This is a genomic window from Halomonas organivorans, from assembly GCF_014192055.1.
GTDB classification, from domain to species: Bacteria; Pseudomonadota; Gammaproteobacteria; order Pseudomonadales; family Halomonadaceae; genus Halomonas; species Halomonas organivorans.
Window position 1 is genome coordinate 23,495 of the sequence record NZ_JACHXM010000030.1, and the last position, 19,589, is coordinate 43,083.

The following is a 19,589-nucleotide window of genomic DNA, read 5'->3' on the forward strand; positions in this document are numbered from 1 at the left end:
CAGCGCAACGCCGAACGTCTTCGGGGGCACTAGCATGACGGCATCAGCCTCCGGGAATTGCCTCATGCCCGCCACTGCCCAGGACAGCTTCGGTGCCGACGATTACGTCGCGGCCCTGACCGCCAGCAACATGGCCGACCGGCCCTTGTCAGTGCATCTTCGTCTGCCGCTGTGTGGGGGGGGAGCAGCCAGAGAGGACACGGGCATGGGGGCCTTCGGGGTTGGCCTGGCCAGGCTGGACCGGGAAATGGTGCTGATCCGACGCTGCCTGTCCGCCGGTCGCCGCATCCAGGCCCTGCACTGGGAAGGTCACGCTCTACCCGGGATGAGCCTGGCGCAGATGAGCGAACTGGCCGACCGCCTGGAGGCGCGCTTTGCCCTGGATACCAGCGGCGATCGTGACTTCATCGTCGAACTCGCCCCCCGGGCCACGGACGTCTTCGCCCTGCGCCACCTGCAAGCGCTGGGGTTCAATCGCCTGAAGCTGATGCTCCCGTTCGTGACGGGCAGGCGCGTCACCTCTCCCTCTCACTGGGCGCGTCGCGTCGAACCGCTGCTGGACGAGACGCAGCGGGTGGGCTGGCACTCGCTGGAACTGGTCCACACCATCGGCCCCTGGTGCCAATCCCGCCATACGCTGCTCGAGATCCTGCTCACGCTGGGCGCCATGGCCCCCCCGCGCATCACGCTGCGTCCGTCGGGTACGCTGTCGAGCCTGCAATGGCACCATGCATTGAACGCCGCCGATGCGCTACTGCTTGCCAGGGGCTATGGCCTGCTGGGCCCGGGTGCATACGCCCGACGGGGCGGCGCGCTGGAGGACGCCCTCGAGCAGGCTCGCCGCGAGACGGTCCGGGACCGGCTTGGCCTGGGCACCGGTGGGGTGTCCAGGCTGCCCGATGCCGAGGCCCGCAACACGCGAAACGCCATGGCCTATGCCGCGGCACTCGACGCCGGACGGCTCGCCACGGCAACCGGCAACTGGCATCGAGCCGATGAGGATAGCCAGGCGGCGGCTCCCTCCTAAGCAAAGCTATGCTCAGGCAGCAGCCATCCGCCATAATGTGGCATATATCCTACATCAAGGAGGACAGCATGCCTGACACCGCTGCCGGCCGGCGACGCTCGTTGTTGCACGAGACGCGCTGCGGGAACTGCAGCTTGAGCTCCCTGTGCTTGCCGTTGGCACTAGAGCTGGAGGACATCGATCAGTTCGACGCCATCATTCGCCGCCGCGCCCCGCTCAAGAAGGGTGAGTCACTGTTTCGGCAGGGTGGTGCCTTTACCAGCGTCTATGCGGTCCGTTCGGGGAGCCTCAAGCAGGTCACCAGCGAGGGGAGCGGGGCGGACCAGCTCACCAACTTCTACCTGCCCAGTGAGCTGGTAGGGCTCGACGGCATCGACGAGGACGCCTATCCGGGCTCGGTGATCGCCCTGGAAACCACCACGGTGTGCGAGATTCCCTTCGACCGCCTCGACGCCCTGTCGGAGCGCCTGCCGAAGCTGCGCACCCAGCTCTACCGCAGCATGAGCAAGGAGATGCGCGACGATCGCCGCATGATGCGCCTGCTGTCACGCAAGACCGCCGACCAGCGGCTGGCCACCTTCTTCGCCAGCCTCTCCGATCGCTTTCGTCGCCGCGGCTACTCGCCCTACAGCTTTCGCCTATCGATGTCGCGGGCCGACATCGGCAACTACCTGGGACTGGCCGTGGAAACCGTCAGCCGCATCCTCGGTCGCTTCCAGCAGCAGGGGCTGGTGGCCGTCTCCGGCCGGGAGGTCAACATCCTCGACCTGGATGCCCTGATCGAGCTGGCCGAAGAGGAAGGGTGTCACTAGCAAGCTGGAAGCTGGAAGCTGGAAGCTGGAAGCTGGAAGCTGGAAGCTGGAAGCTGGAAGCTGGAAGCTGGAAGCTGGAAGCTGGAAGACAGCATGAACCCCGCCTCATGGGGTCAAGGGTTTTCTTCAAGCTTCCAGCTTGAGCCCGCGAAGCGGGCGTTCTTCCAGCTCCGGGCGAAGCCCGGCTATTCGTTGTGCAGATCGATGCGATCGGCCTGCATCTTCGCCTGCTTCTCCTCCAGGCCGGCGAAGTCGAACAGCTCACGGTCGGCCAACTGGGAGGGCGCCACGTTGGTCACCGCCTTGAACATGCTTTCCAGGCGCCCCGGATGCTTGGCTTCCCATTCGGCGAGCATCTCCTTGACCACCTGGCGCTGCAGGTTCGGCTGCGAGCCGCACAGGTTGCAGGGAATGATCGGGAAGGCCATCTGGCGCGAGAACTCGGCGATATCCGCCTCGCGGCAGTAGGCCAGCGGGCGAATGACGATGTTCCTGCCGTCGTCGGACAGCAGCTTGGGCGGCATCGACTTCAGGCTGCCGCCAAAGAACATGTTGAGGAACAGCGTCTCGAGGATGTCCTCGCGATGGTGGCCCAGGGCGATCTTGGTGGCGCCGATCTGCTCGGCGAAGCCATAGAGGGAACCGCGCCGCAGCCGCGAGCAGAGCGCGCAGGTGGTCTTGCCCTCCGGAGTCTTCTCCTTGACCACCGAGTAGGTGTCGCGCTCGAGGATGTGATAATCGACGCCGATGCCGTCCAGGTATTCGGGAAGCACGTGCTCGGGGAAGCCCGGCTGTTTCTGGTCGAGATTCACCGCCACCAGCGAGAAGTCCACCGGCGCATTGCGCTGCAGGTTGCGCAGGATCTCGAGCATGGTGTAGCTGTCCTTGCCGCCGGACAGGCAGACCATCACCTTGTCGCCCTCGCGGATCATGCCGAAGTCGATGATGGCGTTGCCGACCTGGCGGCGCAGGCGCTTCTGCAGCTTGTTGAACTCGCGCTTGGCCTTCGCGGCGGCAGCCGGTTCAGGCGTATCGGCGAAGGACGGCGCTTCGGCGGGGCGGGGGTCGAACGTCACGGCATCTTGCATGGTCACGGCGCTGCCAGGGCTTCAGGAGTGGAACGGGCGCCTATGCTACCACCCTCGTCCGGGGCTGGCGATGCGGCCGACCTCAGCCGCTGTGTCGTGCCGGCGTCGCTTGCCGCGCCAGCCGCAGGTGCATCAGGGCAGTCGTCACTGCCGTGCCCAGAGCGCTGTGACGCCCCATCACCGGCACACCCAGGCGCTCGGCGACCCGCTCGAAGGGCGCCACCGGCTCGAGCTGGGGATGATAGTGACGCTGGCGGCGTTGATAGAGCTGGGCCAGGTCGATCCCCGCATTGGGTAGATCGAAGCCGAAATGTCGGCGCAGCTGACGATTGATCAGCGCGAGTTCTTGATCCAGGCGCCAGCTCACCAGGGGACGATTGCCGACGAAGTCCAGCAGGCCGGCCAGGGCCTGGTCCATGCCCACCCCGTCGTCCAGATCGATGCCGCGCAGGCAATGATGGCGAATGGTGTCGGCGTCCAGGCCCGAGGTGGGTGCCAGTCGCAGCTCCAGCGACTCACTGGTCAGGATCCGATCGCCACGCAGGCGGACCGCGGCAATGACCAGCGGCTCGGCCAGCCGAGCGTCGCCCTCCGTGGCCTGCACGGCCAGTGCCACCAGTTCCTCCCCGGTATAAGGGTGGAAAAGCCATCCGTAGTGGCCGTGAGCGTGACGATGGCGGTCGACCACACGACGCAGGGTTCTGAGCATGTCGGGCTCCTTGTCATGTCGACGATCTGACCTACGAATATTCCAGGTGATAGCGATGCGATATCCGCTGCTTGAAGTCCTTGACGATGTGCAGCGCCTCGCGCAACAGGTCGCGCTCCAGCGACGACAGCGACTGCACCACCACCCGGTCCGGCTCGATGTCCGAAGTGGCCTCGCCGCCCTCGCGCCGGGCGAGCTGCTGCTCGAGTCGCAACTGGGTGAACAGCGACAAGGCTTCGCCCAGGTCCTCGGCAACGCGGCCGTCGAGCCGACCATCTACCACCAGGGCGTCGAGGCGTTCCAGGGTGCCGGTCGCCGCGATGCCACGCTCCAGCGCCATGACTCGCACGCCGTGCACGATCGGGAAGATACCGCCCTTCTTGATATCGATGCCGTGCTGAGGCTTCTTCAGCGAACCGAACAGCGTCAATGGCGTGGAAAAGTGCAATACCGGGCGGGCGAAGTAGGACAGCAGCAGCTGATCCCGCGAGGCCTGCTCGAAGAGCGTGGCACGCACGCCGTCCAGCAGGGCCGCATTGCCGGCCACCGAGTGGGCATCGAGCATGATCGCCAGTTTCATCAGGCTGTCGCCGTCACGCTGCTCGACCCAACGAGCGATGCGTGACTTCCACTGGCTCTCGGTGCCGACCCAATCGGGGTTGGATACCATGATGTTGCCCGGACAACGCGGATACCCCAACGCGACCAGCGTCTCGGTGAAACCGGCCATCTGCTCGACGCAGCCCGGCCAGTCCAGCTCGTCATCGAGGATCAGTCCATTGTCCTGGTCGGTCTTGAGGATCTGTTCGCCGCGTCCTTCGCTGCCCATCACCATCAGGCAGCTGGCACGGCGATGACGCTCGGCGATCGAGAACTCCCAGGCCTTGTGAATGATACGGCCGTTCAGGGCCGCGAGAAGCCCCATGACGAAGCGCAGCTTGACGCCCTGAGTCATCAGTCCGCTGACCAGCTCGGGGGTACGCAGACTCGCCGCGGCAAGCGTTGCCAGATCATCGGCCTGCTCCACCTGCAGGCTCACCACATGACTGCGATTGGAGAAGTGACTGAGCACGTCGGTGAGCTCCACCACACCGACCGGCGAGCCCCGATCGGTCACCACCACGCGTTCCACGCGATGGCGAGTCATCAGCACCAGCACCTCGAAGAGGTACTGGTCGGGCCGCGCGGTGATCAGCGAGAAATGCGCCAGCGGAGCGAGCCGACTGTCCGCCTCGTGGTCCTCCAGCACCAGCGCCTCCAGCAGATCGGTCTTGGTGACCATCCCCGCTCCCTGCCCCCCCGTCACCAGCAGGCTGTCGGCATACCCCTCGTGCAGGCGACGCACGGCCTCGGCGATCGTTGCGTCTTCCGCGAGGCACAGCGGCGGACGCATGCAGTCCGCGACGCGGGCCAGCATGAAGTCGGCCATGCTGATCCCACCCGTGGCACGCCGCTCGCTCAGCAGACGCGCCTTGTGAGCCAGGCGCTGGTGGAAAAACGCGGCGAAGGCTGGATAGGCGTCGCACAGCCGGGTGAACAGTGCCTTGGGCAGCAGATAGCACAGCGTTTCCTGCTCGGCGCGGAAACGATAGCGACTCTGGCCATTGAGGATGCTGATGGCCCCGAACAGGTCACCGCTGGTGTAGTGACCGATGCGCTCGCTCTCCCCGGGCTGGGAGGTGTCGAGCTCCGCGACCTCACCCTTGTGGATGAGAAACACGTACTCGCCGGGCTGACCGGCCTCGAGGATGACCTCATCGCGATCGTAATAGGCGAGGTCGAGCCCTCCACGTATGCGCTCTCGACCCGTGTCGTCGAGGAGGCTGAATGGCGGATGGGAGAGATCGACATCGACCATCGAAGAGCCCTCATGACGGAAACACCCTCTCCCGACACACTCTCTCCAACACACGTTTCTGAACCCAGGTCAGATGCCTCCACGAGGCAAACACATGTCGGAGCCGGGAAGGCAGGACTCCAGAGTAGCAAAGCTGCACCATCGGCCAGAATCTAGACCATGGTGTTATACGTACGCCAGCCACGCTCCCGGAACTACTACCAAGGTCAAATCCGACTTTTTTACACACTGCCTTTTCGACCTTCGATGATAATACCAAGGTACTAATCCCGCTTGATCGAGATCAAGATGCCATCCGTATCATGGATAGACGATCGTTTAACAAACCACGACACACGGCCAATATAAATCACAACAACCTCACCAAGCCATTGAATTAAAAAGCATCAACAAAAACCTTCTTCCATCATTTTCTTCTCATGATACGAAAGTCTGCGATGAATTTTTCGGGATTGTTGACCAGCATTGACGATGGGTAATGAGCCATTCCCATCGCCCATCGACGGCATATCACGACAACGAACTCCGGGGGAGCTGCGTCGGGCCGTCACTGCTGGAAACGGGAGGAACGAGCGAGACGACCCTGACCATCAAGGGACGACCAATGGCTTTCTCGCTGCAACAGAACCTCCCGGGCATTTGTCTGCGGCTCGTCCGCTCGACCGGAGGAACATGCATTGAGCCCACGAGGTCGATGCACGGCCCCGCCCCCAATAACAAATGGAGAGCAATACCATGGCTGAAGAGACATCCAACGCCGAAGCCTACTGGAAGGCCAACCTGCGATTGATCGCCGGCTGTCTGGTCGTCTGGGCGGCCGTTTCCTATGGCTGCGCCATCCTGCTACGACCGCTGCTGTCGGGCATTCCCGTCGGCGGCACCGATCTGGGCTTCTGGTTCGCCCAGCAGGGCTCCATCCTGACCTTCATCGCCTTGATCTTCTTCTATGCCTGGAAGATGAATCGGCTCGACAAGCAATACGGGCTCGGGGAGTAAGCCAGCATGAGTCAATTCGCCATCAACGTTCTCTTCGTGGGTGCCTCCTTCGCCCTCTATATCGGCATCGCCATCTGGGCGAAAGCCGGTTCGACCAAGGACTTCTACGTCGCCGGCGGCGGGGTGCATCCGATCACCAACGGCATGGCCATCGGTGCCGACTGGATGTCGGCGGCCTCCTTCATCTCCATGGCGGGCCTGATCGCCGCCGGCGGCTATGCCAACTCCACCTTCCTGATGGGCTGGACGGGCGGCTACGTGCTGCTGGCCATGCTGCTGGCCCCCTACTTGCGCAAGTTCGGCAAGTTCACCGTGCCGGAATTCATCGGCGACCGCTTCTACAGCAAGCAAGCCCGACTGGTCGCGGTGATCTGCCTGATCGTGGCTTCGGTAACCTACGTCATCGGCCAGATGGCCGGCGCCGGCGTCGCCTTCTCGCGCTTCCTCGAGGTGGATGCCACCACCGGCCTGATCATCGCCGCCGTGGTGGTGTTCTTCTACGCGGTGCTCGGCGGCATGAAGGGCATCACCTATACCCAGGTGGCCCAGTACATCGTGCTGATCATCGCCTACACCATCCCGGCGGTGTTCATCTCGCTGGAGCTGACCGGCAACCCCTTGCCGCCGCTGGGCCTGTTCTCAACCCACGAGGCATCTGGCGAGCCGCTGCTGTCCAAGCTCAACGAGGTGATCACCGCGCTCGGCTTCAACCAGTACACCGCGGACGTGGACAACAAGCTCAACATGGTGCTGTTCACGCTGTCGCTGATGATCGGCACCGCCGGCCTGCCCCACGTCATCATTCGCTTCTTCACCGTGCCCAAGGTCGCCGACGCCCGCTGGTCCGCCGGCTGGGCGCTGGTGTTCATCGGCCTGCTGTACCTGACCGCCCCCGCCGTCGCCTCCATGGCACGCCTCAACCTGGTGACCACCGTCTACCCCGACATGGCCGGCCAGGTCGAGAACGTCGAGGATGCGGCCACCAACCCGATCCTATACGAGAATCGTCCCGAGTGGATCCGCACCTGGGAAGAGACCGGGCTGATCCAGTACGAGGACAAGAACGGCGACGGCCGCATCCAGTTCTACAACGACAAGGCCGACTACAGCGATCGCGGCTGGGCCGGCAACGAGCTGTCGGTCAACAACGATATCCTGGTACTGGCCAACCCCGAGATCGCCAACCTCCCGGGATGGGTCATCGGCCTGATCGCCGCCGGCGGTCTGGCCGCGGCGCTGTCGACGGCCGCCGGCCTGCTGCTGGCCATCTCATCGGCGATCAGCCACGACTTGATCAAGGGCTCGATCAATCCCCATATCACCGAGAAAGGGGAACTGATGGCGGCCCGCATCTCGATGTCGGTGGCCATCGTCGTCGCCACCTACCTGGGCGCCAACCCACCGGGCTTCGCCGCCCAGGTAGTGGCCCTGGCTTTCGGTATCGCCGCCGCCTCGCTGTTCCCGGCGCTGATGATGGGGATCTTCTCCAAGCGGGTGAACAACTACGGCGCCATCGCCGGCATGCTCACCGGCCTGGCCTTCACTTTGGTGTACATCTTCGTCTACAAGGGCTGGTTCTTCATCCCGGGCACCAACAACCTGGCGGACACACCGGAAAACTGGGTGCTGGGCATTTCGCCGCTGTCCATCGGCTCGATCGGTGCGATCATCAACTTCGCCGTGGCCTTCGGCGTCTCCAAGGCGACCGCCGAGCCGCCCCAGGAGATCCAGGAACTGGTCGAGAGCGTGCGCTATCCCAAGGGCGCTGGCACGGCCGTCGACCACTGAGTCATAATCCACCCCGGCGCCTCGAAGGCGCCGGCCCCAAACCGCCATGTCGGGCTTCCTCCGGGAAGCCCGACTGCTGTCAGGAAGCTCCCTATGATTTGGCACTTGATCGCGGCGATCTTCGCCGGGCTCGGCGCGGCGGGCATCGCCCTGCTGCTGCGCACGCTCTCCGCCAAGCGGCTGCCGCGCTGGATCGTGCCGGCCTTCGCCGGCCTCGGCATGCTGGCCTACCAGATCCACCACGAATACACCTGGTTCGATCACAAGCGAGCCCAGCTGCCGGACTCGACCCGAGTGGTCGCCAGTGAGCAGAACCCGGCGTTCTGGCGCCCCTGGACCTACCTGGCCCCGCTGACCACGGCCTTCACGGTCGTCGACGAGGACGGCCTGACCCGCTCCCGAGCCGACGGCCAGCCGCTGGTCGAATTCATCCTCTACCGCTTCGAGATGGGCGCCGCCGACCGGCTCACGCACCGTCCGCACCTGCTGAACTGCGCCTCCGGCGAGCTGGTGCCGCTCGACGACACCACGCGCCAGCCCACCACCCAGGCCCTGCGCCAGCTCGGCGACGACGACCCGCTGCGTCAAACGCTCTGCCCGAACGCCTGAGACTGATCTTCCCGGCCGGTTGACCGCCGGCCACTCACACCTGCCGAGCGTGGACAGTTTTCTGGCGAGCCTTAGAATGGTCGGGAACCCGAGGGAGATGACCATGTTCGCTGGCTGGCTGCTGATCGCCGTTTCGCTGCTCTACATCGCCGTGCTGTTCGCCATCGCCTGGCGGGGCGATCGCCTGGCTCGCCACCATGGCGCCAGCCGCCGACGCCCGGTGATCTACAGCCTGGCACTGGCGATCTATTGCACCTCCTGGACCTTCCACGGCGCGGTCGGTCAGGCGGCTACCTCGGGCTGGTCGTTCGCCAGCATCTTCGTCGGCCCGATCCTCACGCTGCTGCTGTTCTGGCCGGTGCTGGCCAAGATGATCCGCGTCGCCAAGCACCAGAACGTCACGTCCATCGCCGACTTCATCGCCTCGCGCTACGGCAAGACCCAGTCGCTGGCCGCCTTCGCCAGCCTGGTGGCATTGATCGGCACCCTGCCCTACATCGTGCTGCAGCTGAAAGCGGTGTCGACTTCCTTCAGCATGCTCACCGAGGCGTCGGACATCACTCGCGCCCCGCTGTTCGGTGACACCGCCTTCTATGTGGCGCTGGTGATGGCCGCCTTCGCCATCCTGTTCGGCACTCGCCACACCGATGCCACCGAGCACCACGAGGGGCTGATCCACGCCGTGGCCTTTGAGTCGCTGGTCAAGCTGGTAGCCTTTCTGGTGCTCGGCGCCTACGTCACCTGGGGCATGTTCGACGGGCTCGGCGATCTGCTGGCTTTCGCCGACATCCAGCTCGAGCTTCAGCGCCAGCTGGCCCAGCAGGACTTCGGCCAGAGCTTCTGGGCCCAGACCCTGCTGGCGATGCTGGCGATCCTCTGCCTGCCTCGGCAGTTCCACGTCGCGGTGGTGGAGAACACCCACCGCGACGACGCTGCCAAGGCCCGCTGGCTGTTCCCGCTCTACCTGGTGGCCTTCGGCTTCTTCGTGCTGCCGCTGGCCGCGGCGGGCCTGACCGTCTTCGCCGACGGCAGCGTCGATCCCGACAGCTACGTACTGGCCCTGCCCATGGCCGCCGGCAGCGAGTGGCTCGCTCTGCTGACCTTCATCGGCGGTTTCTCGGCCTCCACCGGCATGGTCATCGTCGCCGCGGTGGCGGTGTCGATCATGATCTCCAACGAGATCGTCATCCCCGCGCTGTTCCGGCTGCGCTGGTTCGACACCAAGGCACGGGACTATGGCCGCCTGGTGCTGCGCGCCAGGCGCATCACCATCGCGGTGATCCTGGCGCTGGCCTACGGCGCCTACCAACTGATCGGCGACTTCAGCTCGCTGGCTTCGATCGGCATGCTGTCATTCGCCGCCGCCGCCCAGTTCGCCCCGGCGGTGATCGGCGGGCTGTACTGGAAACGCGGTAACCGCCTGGGGGTGATCGTCGGCATGAACGCCGGCTTCGCCATCTGGGCCTACAGCCTGCTGATGCCGGCGATGATCGGTGCCGGCGTGCTGCCCCAGGCCTGGCTCGACGGTGGCCCGCTGGGCGTCGGCTGGCTGTCGCCCACGTCGCTGTTCGGCCTCAACGTCGGCGACGGCTTCACCCACGGGGTGATGCTGTCGCTGGGCGTCAACCTGGTCAGCTACATCTTCATCTCGCAGATGACGCCACAGCGGGTGGTGGAACGCATCCAGGCCTCGCTGTTCGTCGACAGCGTGGAGACTCGCCAGACCTCGGTGAACCGCCCCTGGACCGGTGCCACCACGGTGGGCGACCTCAAGGTGCTGTGCGAGCGCTTCCTGAGCGCCGACCAGGTGGGCCGGGCCTTCGACGATTACGCGCGGCGCACCGGCACTCCGCTGGACGACAACGCCCGGGCCTCGATCGACGTCATCCAGTTCACCGAACGCTTCCTGGCCTCGGTGCTCGGCGCCTCCTCGGCACGCATCGTGGTCAACTCGGCGCTGCAGGGCCGCGGCATCGGCATCTCGGACGTGATCTCGATCGTCGACGAGGCCTCCCAGGTGCTCGAGTTCAACCGCGCCCTGCTGCAGGCCACCATCGAGAACATCAACCAGGGCATCAGCGTGGTCGACCAGAACCTGCGCCTGGTGGTCTGGAACCAGCGCTATCTCGAGCTGTTCCGCTTCCCCGACCACCTGATCCGGGTCGGCGCGCCGATCGATCGCATCTTCCGCTACAACGCCCACAACGGCGAATACGGCCCCGGCGACCCCGAAGAGCACGTCCAGCTGCTGCTCGACAACATTCGCGAAGGCCAGCCGCACCGCTACGTGCGCTATCGCCAGGACGGCAGCGTGCTGGAGGTGCAGGGCAATCCCATGCCCGGCGGCGGCTTCGTCTACACCTACCAGGACATCACCCAGCAGAAACGCACCGAAGAAGCGCTGATCCGCTCCGAGAACAACATCCGCATCTACACCGACAATGTCCCGGCACTGATCGCCTACTTCGACAAGGAGTGCCGCTACCTCTTCACCAACCGCGCCTACGAACAGGCCTTCGCCATCGATCGCAACGCGGTGATCGGCAAGCCGCTGCAGGAGGTGATCCCCAGCGCCCTGGCCCGTGAACGCGAGCCCTGGATCGCACGCGCGCTCGACGGCGAGCGGGTCAGCTTCGAGGTCTCGCTGTCGCTGTCCGAGGGCATTCGCTACATGCTGGTCACCTATACGCCGCACTTCGGCGACAGCGGCGCGATATTGGGCTTCTTCGCCCTCTACCAGGACATCACCGAGCGCCGCCGCGCCGAGATCGCCCTCAAGGAGACCAACGAGACCCTGGAGGAACGCGTCCGCGAGCGCACCCAGGCGCTGTCCGAGGCCAACGCCGCCCTGCGCCAGGAGAACCGCGTACGCGCCGAGGCCGAGCAGGCGCTGCGCCAGGCCAAGCAGGTCGCCGAGGACGCCAACGCCTCCAAGACCCGCTTCCTGGCCGCGGCCAGCCACGACCTGCTGCAGCCGCTCAACGCCGCGCGACTGTTCACTTCGGCGCTGTCCCAGGAGATGGACGCCACCGACATGCGGCGCACCATCGGCCACATCGACAACTCGCTGCAGGCCGCCGAGGAACTGCTCGGCACCCTGCTCGATATCTCCAAGCTCGATGCCGGGGCACTGACGCCACGCCGCAGCCATTTCGCCCTGGCCGACGTCTTCCGCCCGCTGCGCGCCGAGTTCGAAGTGATGGCCGAGGACCGCGGCCTCGACCTGGTGGTGGTCTCCACCGGCATCTGGGTGGACAGCGATGCCCAGATGCTGCGGCGCATCGTGCAGAATTTCCTGTCCAATGCCATCCGCTACACCCAGGAGGGGCGAGTGCTGCTGGGCTGTCGCCGCCAGGGCGAACGCCTGTCCATCGAGGTGTGGGACTCCGGCCCCGGCATCCCCGAGGCCAAGCAGGCCGAGATCTTTCAGGAGTTCCGTCGCCTGGACCAGGCCTCGCGCCACAAGGAGAGCGAGAAGGGCCTGGGCCTGGGGCTGTCGATCGCCGATCGCATGAGCCGAGTGCTCGACCACCCCATTCGAGTGCGCTCCTGGGAAGGCGTGGGCACCATGTTCGCGGTCAGCGTGCCGGTCGTCGCCGCCCGACAGCAGGAACACGCCGAGGAAGCCCGTCCGCGGCGCGCCGGCAACAAGCTGGCCGGCAAGCGTATCCTGTGCATCGACAACGAGTCGCTGATCCTCGAGGGCATGAAGGCGATGCTCTCCGGCTGGGGCTGCGAGGTCTTCACCGCCACCTCGATCGGTGGTGCCAAGTCGGTGCTGCGCCATCTCGACGAGGACCCGGATGCCATTCTCGCCGACTATCACCTGGACAACGAAGTCACCGGCCTGATGGCCATGGAGGCGCTGGGCGAACGCCTGGAGGGCGCGGTGCCGGGCATCGTGATCACCGCCGACCGCACTGAAGAGGTCGCCGAGACCATCAAGCGCGCCGGTTACCACCTGCTGCTCAAGCCGGTGCGACCCGCCGCCCTGCGCGCGCTGCTGACCCGCACGCTCCAGGCCAGCCGCGCTGCCGCTCGCGAGTGATCCAGGCAGGCCAGGCCCCGGCACCGCCGGGGCCGAATGACGGCGGCATCCCGTTCGATAGCGCACGGCGATCACTGCGGCGGGCAAAGACTATTGGGCAATGACTCGCCCCTGGCTTAACCTGAAGACTAGAAATTAACCATGGTTAACAGGTGAGCCGATGCTGCCCGCCCTTTCCAACGACGCCATACGCTCCAAGGCGGCCAGGACGCTGAACGGCCAGCGCCGCCGCTGGGGCTGGACGCCCTTCTTCGGGCCGGCGCTGATCGCCGCCGTGGCCTACATCGATCCCGGCAACTTCGCCACCAATATCGAGGCCGGCTCCCGCTACGGCTATGCGCTGCTGTGGGTGGTGCTCGGCGCCAATCTGATGGCGATGCTGATCCAGACCCTGTCGGCGCGCCTGGGACTGGCCACCGGCCGCAACCTGGCCGAAGTGATCCGCGAACGCTATCCGCGCCCGGTGGTGTGGTTCTACTGGGTGCAAGCCGAGATCGTCGCCATCGCCACCGATCTCGCCGAGTTCCTGGGCGCAGCCCTGGCCTTCAACCTCTTGTTCGGCCTGTCGCTGATCGAAGGCGCCCTGCTCACCGGAGTCATCACCTACCTGGCCCTGTTGATGCATCGCCAGGGCTTCCGGCTGATGGAGATCGTCATCGGCGCCATGATCCTGGCGGTGGCCAGTGGCTTCCTGCTGGAGATGCTGCTCGGCACCCCGGACCCGGAGCCGCTGCTCAAGGGCCTGCTGGTACCGGGGTTCCCCGACGACTATTCGCTCTACCTGGCCGCCGGCATTCTCGGCGCCACGGTGATGCCTCACGTCATCTATCTGCATTCGGCGCTGTCGCAGAACCGTATCCAGGCCAGCGACGACCACCAGCGCAAGCGGCTGATGCGCTACTATCGGCTCGACGTCATCGTCGGCATGGCGATCGCGGGGCTGGTCAACCTGAGCATGCTGGCCATGGCGGCGGCGGTGTTTCATGCCCAGGGGCGCCTGGACGTCGCCACCATCAGCGACAGCTACCAGCTGCTCACGCCGATGATGGGCCAGGAACTGGCCAGCCATATCTTCGGCGTGGCACTGCTGCTGGCGGGGCTCTCCTCATCGATCGTCGGCACCCTCTCGGGCCAGGTGATCATGCAGGGCTTTGTCCGCTTCACCATCCCGCTGTGGCTGCGCCGCCTGATCACCATGCTGCCGGCGCTGGCGGTGATCATGCTGGGCATCTCCGAGCAGAAGGCGCTGGTGGCCAGCCAGGTCATCCTCAGCTTCGGGATCCCCTTCGCCCTGGTTCCGCTGCTGTGCTTCACCGCCGATCGCCGCCTGATGGGCAATCTGGTCAACGCCAGGACGGTCACCGCCATCGGCGGGATCATCTGCGCGCTGATCATCGCCCTCAACGGCTATGTGCTGTTCTTCACCCTGCTGGGCAACGGATAATCGTCAGATGCACTCACTGCCCAAACATGCCTATTTCCAGCGCGTCCGACAGGACCACCAGACCGAGCTCGTCGAGGACTACGTCGAGGAGATCGCGCACCTTCATGCGCGGCACGGCGAGGCGCGCGCCAGCGATCTCGCCGAATGCTTCGGCGTCAGCGGCGCTGCCGTCTCCAAGGTGGTAGCACGGCTCAGGCGCGACGGCCTGGTCATCGCGCGTCCCTACCGCGGCATCTTCCTCACGCCGGAGGGCGAGGCCATGGCCGAACGCGTGGCCAGCCGCCATCAGGTGGTACTGGACACCCTGCGCCGGCTGGGGGTGCCCGAGGAAATCGCGCGGGCCGACTCGGAGGGCATCGAACACCACTGCAGCGAGGAGACGGTGGCCGCCATGCGCCGCTTCCTGGCCTCATCCTGAGAGGCGTCGGCACTCACCGGCACTCGCCCACGGCCTGGGCGACGATGTCGCACGCCTGTGTCCCCTCGCCACTCAAAAAAACGGGGCATCGCAGATCGGCGTGTAGCCACTGCCCAGTCCAGTTTGGCATCGTGGAGTGCGCTTCGTGTGAGCGACCTTCAGATCCGGTCCGACGCAGCGGCGGCGTTGGCGGTACCGCTGCAGGATCTCCCCCGGGCGCCTATCGGCGCCTTTCGCCCAATGAATTGGGCTTATATGGCCCCCCACGAAGACCTGCGCGCCCTGCTGACCGGCACCCTGCAGGCCAGCTGCGCGATACGCGAGCTGGAAGAAGGAAGACAGGCTATGAGCTTGTCTTCCCTCATCAAGGCGCGAAGCGCCGTTCTTACGTCTTCGAGCGGCGTAGCCGCGTCCTGAGCCGGCTCCGCCGGCTCAGGACTGCTCGACCTTGGGCGGCTCGACCTCGAGCTTCTGGGCGGCGATCACCGCCTGGGTGCGGGAGTGCACGCCGAGCTTGCGCAGGATGGCGGTGACGTGGGCCTTGATGGTGGCCTCGGAAACGTTGAGCTCGAAGGCGATCTGCTTGTTGAGCAGGCCCTCGGTGAGCATGTTGAGCACCCGAAACTGCTGGGGCGTCAGCGAGGCAATGGCCTCGGCGAAGCGGGCCTCTTCCTCGTCGGCCTCGCCCAGCGCCTCGGCCATCTCCTCCGGCAGCCACACCTCACCGTCGAGGATCTCGCCCACCGCCTCGGCGATCAGCGACAGCGACGACGACTTGGGAATGAAGCCGGAGGCGCCATAGTCGATGGCGCGGCGCACCACGTGCAGCTCATCGCTGCCCGAGACCACGGCCACCGGGATGTCCGGGGTCTGGCCGCGCAGCTGGATCAGCCCGGAGAAGCCGTGCGCCCCCGGCATGTGCAGGTCAAGCAGGATCAGGTCAGCGTCCGGATGCCGGGTGACGACCTCAGTGGTGGCCTCCATGGTGTCGGACTCGACGATCTCGGCCTGTGGGGCCACCTGGCGCAGCGCCTGTGTCAGGGCAGCGCGGAACAGCGGATGATCATCGGCGACGATGAACTTCTGGGCAAAGGCCATGGATTCTCCTCCGGATCCGGGAGCAGCGGGGGGCCGGCCGCCGCCTGCGGGACGCTTTGATCGTTTACAGCATGTTACCCCATGGCCGAGGCGATGCCCAACCACTCATGACCATTGTCGACATTCTGTCTCGCGCGATGAAGAAACCGGCCGTGATGGCCGGTTTCGAGGTTGGCGAGGCTCTTGGCAAGCAGCCTGCCATCAGCGGTTGGCGCGGTGCTCGATCAGTTCTTCCACCACCGACGGATCCGCCAGGGTGCTGGTGTCGCCGAGCCCATCGCACTCGTTGGCGGCGATCTTGCGCAGGATGCGGCGCATGATCTTGCCCGAGCGGGTCTTGGGCAAGCTCGGCGCCCACTGGATGACGTCCGGCGAGGCGATAGGACCGATGTCCTTGCGCACCCACTGGGTCAGCTCCTTCTTGAGCTCGTCGCTGGGCTCCACGTCGTCGGCCAGGGTCACGTAGATATAGATGCCCTGCCCCTTGATGTCATGGGGGAAACCGACCACGGCGGCCTCGGCCACGGACTCGTGAGCCACCAGCGAGGACTCGATCTCCGCGGTGCCCATGCGGTGGCCGGAGACGTTGAGCACGTCGTCCACGCGGCCGGTGATCCAGTAGTAGCCGTCCTCGTCGCGGCGACAGCCGTCGCCGGTGAAGTACATGCCCTTGTAGGCCGAGAAGTAGGTCTGCAGGAAGCGCTCGTGGTTGTTCCAGATCGAGCGTGCCTGGCCCGGCCAGGAGTCGAGAATCACCAGGTTGCCCTCGGTGGCCCCCTCGAGGATGTTGCCCTGGTTGTCGACCAGCGCCGGCTGCACGCCGAAGAACGGCAGGGTCGCGGAGCCCGGCTTGAGGTCGGTGGCGCCCGGCAGCGGGGCGATCATGATGCCGCCGGTCTCGGTCTGCCACCAGGTGTCGACGATCGGGCAGCGCTCCTTGCCGATCACTCGATAGAACCACTCCCAGGCCTCGGGATTGATCGGCTCGCCCACCGACCCCAGCAGCCGCAGGCTGTCCCGGGAGCTGGAATCCATGACGTGGTCGCCGTGGGCCATCAGGGCGCGCACCGCGGTGGGCGCGGTGTAGAGGATATTGACCTTGTGCTTGTCGACCACCTCGCCCATGCGGCCGGTGGTCGGATAGCTGGGCACGCCCTCGAACATCAGGGTCGTGGCGCCGTTGGCCAGCGGACCGTAGACGATGTAGCTATGCCCGGTGACCCAGCCCACATCGGCGGTGCACCAGTAGATCTCGCCTTCCTGGTAGTCGAAGACGTACTGGTGGGTCATGGCCGCGTGCAGCAGGTAACCACCGGTGGTGTGCTTGAGCCCCTTGGGCGCGCCGGTGGAGCCGGAGGTGTAGAGGATGAACAGCGGGTCTTCGGCGTTCACCTCCTCGGCCGGGCAGTCGGTGGCCTGCTGATCGACCAGTTCATGGAACCAGACGTCGCGCCCTTCCTTCCAGTCGATCTCGCCGCCGGTGCGCTGGACCACCAGCACCTTCTCGGCCACGTCGGTACCGTCACGGGTCAGAGCCGCATCGACGTTGTCCTTGAGCGGCACGTGCTTGCCGCCGCGCACCGACTCGTCGGCGGTGATCACCAGCTTGGAGCCGGCATCCTTGACCCGCTGGGCCAGGGCATCCGGCGAGAAGCCGCCGAACACCACCGAGTGCACGGCACCAATGCGGGCACAGGCCAGCATGGCCATGGCGGCCTCCGGGATCATCGGCATGTACAGGGTGACGGTGTCCCCCTTGGCCACGCCCAGCGACTTGAGGGCATTGGCCAGCTGGCAGGTGCGCTCGTATACCTGGCGGTAGGTCAGGGTCTTGGCATCGTTGGGATCATCGCCTTCCCAGATGATCGCGGTCTGGTCGCCGCGGGTTTCCAGGTGGCGGTCCAGGCAGTTGACGCTGGCGTTGAGCCGGCCGTCCTCGAACCAGCGGATATCGACGTTGTGGGTGTCGAAGACGGTGTGCTTGACCTTGGTCGGCGCCTGGAACCAGTCGAGGCGTTCGGCCTGCTCGGCCCAGAAGCCTTCCGGATCATCCAGCGAGCGCTGGTACATGGCCTGGTAAGTGGCCTTGTCGGCCCAGGCCTTGGCGGCGATGTCCTCGCGTACCGGATAGACGTGCGGTTGATCACTCATGGAATTGCCTCTGTCCTCGGGGTGGCCCCTTCAGGTTGACGATGCCGGTCGAGGCGACCGGCGCCATAAGATGATTTCAGCATAACCCCCCGGTGATCCGCCTTCCCCTTAGACATTGGTATGAACGGTTTTCTTTTTTATAACAAATAGTTAAGCCTGTTTTTCAAGCTTCCTCAGGCCACAGTAGACCAAGGTCTGAGCGCAGTGTCGGCAGCGATAGGCGCGTCCCGAGCGTACCAGGGCATGACGCCTGGCGGACAAGGCATGCTCCCGGCAGCCGCAGCGATAGCGATGAGGCGCGGGGCTCGAGCGCGCCGTGTCGAAGCGATGGGTGACCCGCGGCGCCAGCCCGAACAATCGGCGCATCACGGTGCGCCACTCATGGCCGTGGGGCCTGGCCCGATGACCGTCCTCGAGATGATGCACCAGCCAGTGTGCCATCTCATGGGGCACCACCTCGACCAGGAAGGCGTGGCGATTCTCCTCGAGCAGCACCGGATTGAAGCGCAGCCCGCCGCGTCCGAAATGCGCCTGGCCGGCGGAGCGTCCCCGCAGATCCAGCCATACTCGGGGCCGTGGTAGCCCCGGATGCACGTCGACACACAGCGCGAAGGCCGCCTCGACACGGTCGAGCAGCGCCGTCCGACAGGCCTCGGTATCGAGGTCCGCCAGCCACTGGGGATCGGGGTCAGGCAGCGCGGGAGACGTCATGGGATGCTAGAATGGCGCCCCGTTGAGATGGCGTAAAGCCCCGCGCGACGATACCTGCGAGTGAGAGACATGTCAGACGACAAGCCCCAGCCCCTGCCGCTCCTCGACGACGAGGCCCTGGAGCGGCTCGACGACTTCCTCGAGTCCGAGCGCGTGGACGCCGACGCGCTCGACTTGATCGGCGCCCACGGCTTCCTGGTCGCCCTGGCCGTGGCACCCTGCGATGCGGCACCGGCCGCCTGGGTCGCGGAACTCTTCCACGGCGAGCCGGACTTCACCGACGACGCCGAGCGCGAAGACGTGCTGGGGATGCTGGAGCGGCTGCGGCACACCGCCATCGAGGTGCTGGAAGGGGGCGGACTGCCCGAACTGCCCTTCGACCTGGAACTGGGCGGCCTGCCCCCCGAGGAAACCCCCATCGGCGACTGGTGCGCCGGCTTCATGGAAGGCGTGTTCCTCGACGAGACCGCCTGGTTCGCCGACGACGAGGAAGCCGCCGCCACCCTGCTGCTGCCCTTCATGCTGCTCTCGGGGCTGTTCGCCGAGGAGCCGGACATGGCCGAGCTGGCCAAGGACGGCGAACGCCTGGAAGGCCTCACCGCCCAACTGCCCGAACTGGTGCTGGATCTCTACCTGCACTACCGGGTGCCGCCGGAAACGCCCAAGCCCAAGCCCCGGCGCAAGCAGGCTGCCGGGCGGGGCAAGGGGAAAGACAGGGGCAAGCCCAAACGCAAGAAGTAAGCTGGAAGCTGGAAGCTGGAAGCTGGAAGCTGGAAGCTGGAAGCTGGAAGCTGGAAGCTGGAAGCTGGAAGCTGGAAGCTGGAAGCTGGAA

Annotated in this window: 15 protein-coding genes; 9 read left to right on the forward strand and 6 right to left on the reverse strand. The window is 65.6% G+C overall.

Translation table 11 applies throughout. The features are described 5' to 3' along the window. The first annotated feature begins 64 nt into the window (after positions 1–64). Both FHR96_RS18965 and fnr read left to right on the forward strand, forming a co-directional pair. The gene (locus tag FHR96_RS18965; RefSeq protein WP_183389290.1) at positions 65–1,027 is read left to right on the forward strand and encodes a hypothetical protein; all 963 of its coding nucleotides are present in this window, start codon (positions 65–67) and stop codon (positions 1,025–1,027) included. 68 nt (positions 1,028–1,095) lie between these two features. Then, positions 1,096–1,839: a fumarate/nitrate reduction transcriptional regulator Fnr gene (fnr, locus tag FHR96_RS18970; RefSeq protein ID WP_183389291.1), complete on the forward strand. Its 744-nt coding sequence runs from the start codon at positions 1,096–1,098 to the stop codon at positions 1,837–1,839. A 185-nt stretch (positions 1,840–2,024) separates the two neighbouring features. On the opposite strand, the gene ttcA is transcribed toward fnr, so the two are convergent. The 3 genes from ttcA to FHR96_RS18985 all read right to left on the reverse strand — a co-directional run bounded on the left by ttcA (position 2,025) and on the right by FHR96_RS18985 (position 5,494). After that, complete coding sequence (gene ttcA / locus FHR96_RS18975; protein WP_183389307.1) at positions 2,025–2,927, reverse strand: tRNA 2-thiocytidine(32) synthetase TtcA; 903 nt, start codon at positions 2,925–2,927, stop codon at positions 2,025–2,027. Between the two features lie 82 nt (positions 2,928–3,009). Further along, complete coding sequence (locus tag FHR96_RS18980; protein ID WP_183389292.1) at positions 3,010–3,636, reverse strand: 3'-5' exonuclease family protein; 627 nt, start codon at positions 3,634–3,636, stop codon at positions 3,010–3,012. 31 nt (positions 3,637–3,667) lie between these two features. Then, entirely contained in the window at positions 3,668–5,494 is a 1,827-nt protein-coding gene (locus tag FHR96_RS18985; protein WP_183389293.1) for a DUF294 nucleotidyltransferase-like domain-containing protein, read from the reverse strand. Between the two features lie 735 nt (positions 5,495–6,229). On the opposite strand from FHR96_RS18985, the gene FHR96_RS18990 reads away from it, so the two are divergent. The 6 genes from FHR96_RS18990 (at position 6,230) to mntR (ending at position 14,797) form a co-directional block, all read left to right on the forward strand. Then, on the forward strand, positions 6,230–6,490 hold the full coding sequence (locus FHR96_RS18990) for a DUF4212 domain-containing protein (RefSeq protein ID WP_183389294.1): 261 nt from the start codon (positions 6,230–6,232) through the stop codon (positions 6,488–6,490). Between the two features lie 6 nt (positions 6,491–6,496). Next, positions 6,497–8,278 (forward strand): sodium:solute symporter family protein, encoded by a 1,782-nt coding sequence (locus FHR96_RS18995; RefSeq protein WP_183389295.1) that lies wholly within the window; start codon positions 6,497–6,499, stop codon positions 8,276–8,278. Between the two features lie 93 nt (positions 8,279–8,371). Then, entirely contained in the window at positions 8,372–8,887 is a 516-nt protein-coding gene (locus tag FHR96_RS19000) for a hypothetical protein (RefSeq protein ID WP_183389296.1), read from the forward strand. A gap of 103 nt (positions 8,888–8,990) precedes the next feature. Next, complete coding sequence (locus FHR96_RS19005; protein WP_183389297.1) at positions 8,991–12,935, forward strand: hybrid sensor histidine kinase/response regulator; 3,945 nt, start codon at positions 8,991–8,993, stop codon at positions 12,933–12,935. Positions 12,936–13,095: 160 nt separating this feature from the next. Then, positions 13,096–14,379: an Nramp family divalent metal transporter gene (locus tag FHR96_RS19010; RefSeq protein ID WP_183389298.1), complete on the forward strand. Its 1,284-nt coding sequence runs from the start codon at positions 13,096–13,098 to the stop codon at positions 14,377–14,379. Between the two features lie 7 nt (positions 14,380–14,386). After that, the gene (mntR, locus tag FHR96_RS19015) at positions 14,387–14,797 is read left to right on the forward strand and encodes a manganese-binding transcriptional regulator MntR (RefSeq protein ID WP_183389299.1); all 411 of its coding nucleotides are present in this window, start codon (positions 14,387–14,389) and stop codon (positions 14,795–14,797) included. A gap of 432 nt (positions 14,798–15,229) precedes the next feature. Here mntR and FHR96_RS19020 read toward each other — a convergent pair whose 3' ends face one another. The 3 genes from FHR96_RS19020 to FHR96_RS19030 form a co-directional block, all read right to left on the reverse strand. Continuing rightward, complete coding sequence (locus FHR96_RS19020) at positions 15,230–15,895, reverse strand: response regulator (protein WP_183389300.1); 666 nt, start codon at positions 15,893–15,895, stop codon at positions 15,230–15,232. Positions 15,896–16,096: 201 nt separating this feature from the next. After that, positions 16,097–18,046, reverse strand: coding sequence for an acetate--CoA ligase (gene acs, locus FHR96_RS19025; protein WP_183389301.1), 1,950 nt, complete (start codon positions 18,044–18,046; stop codon positions 16,097–16,099). 150 nt (positions 18,047–18,196) lie between these two features. After that, the gene (locus FHR96_RS19030) at positions 18,197–18,757 is read right to left on the reverse strand and encodes a SprT family zinc-dependent metalloprotease (protein ID WP_183389302.1); all 561 of its coding nucleotides are present in this window, start codon (positions 18,755–18,757) and stop codon (positions 18,197–18,199) included. Between the two features lie 69 nt (positions 18,758–18,826). Here FHR96_RS19030 and FHR96_RS19035 point away from each other — a divergent pair, with 69 nt between their 5' ends. Further along, a complete protein-coding gene (locus FHR96_RS19035; RefSeq protein ID WP_183389303.1) occupies positions 18,827–19,498 on the forward strand; it encodes a YecA/YgfB family protein in 672 nt (223 codons plus the stop codon). The last annotated feature ends 91 nt before the right edge of the window (positions 19,499–19,589 follow it).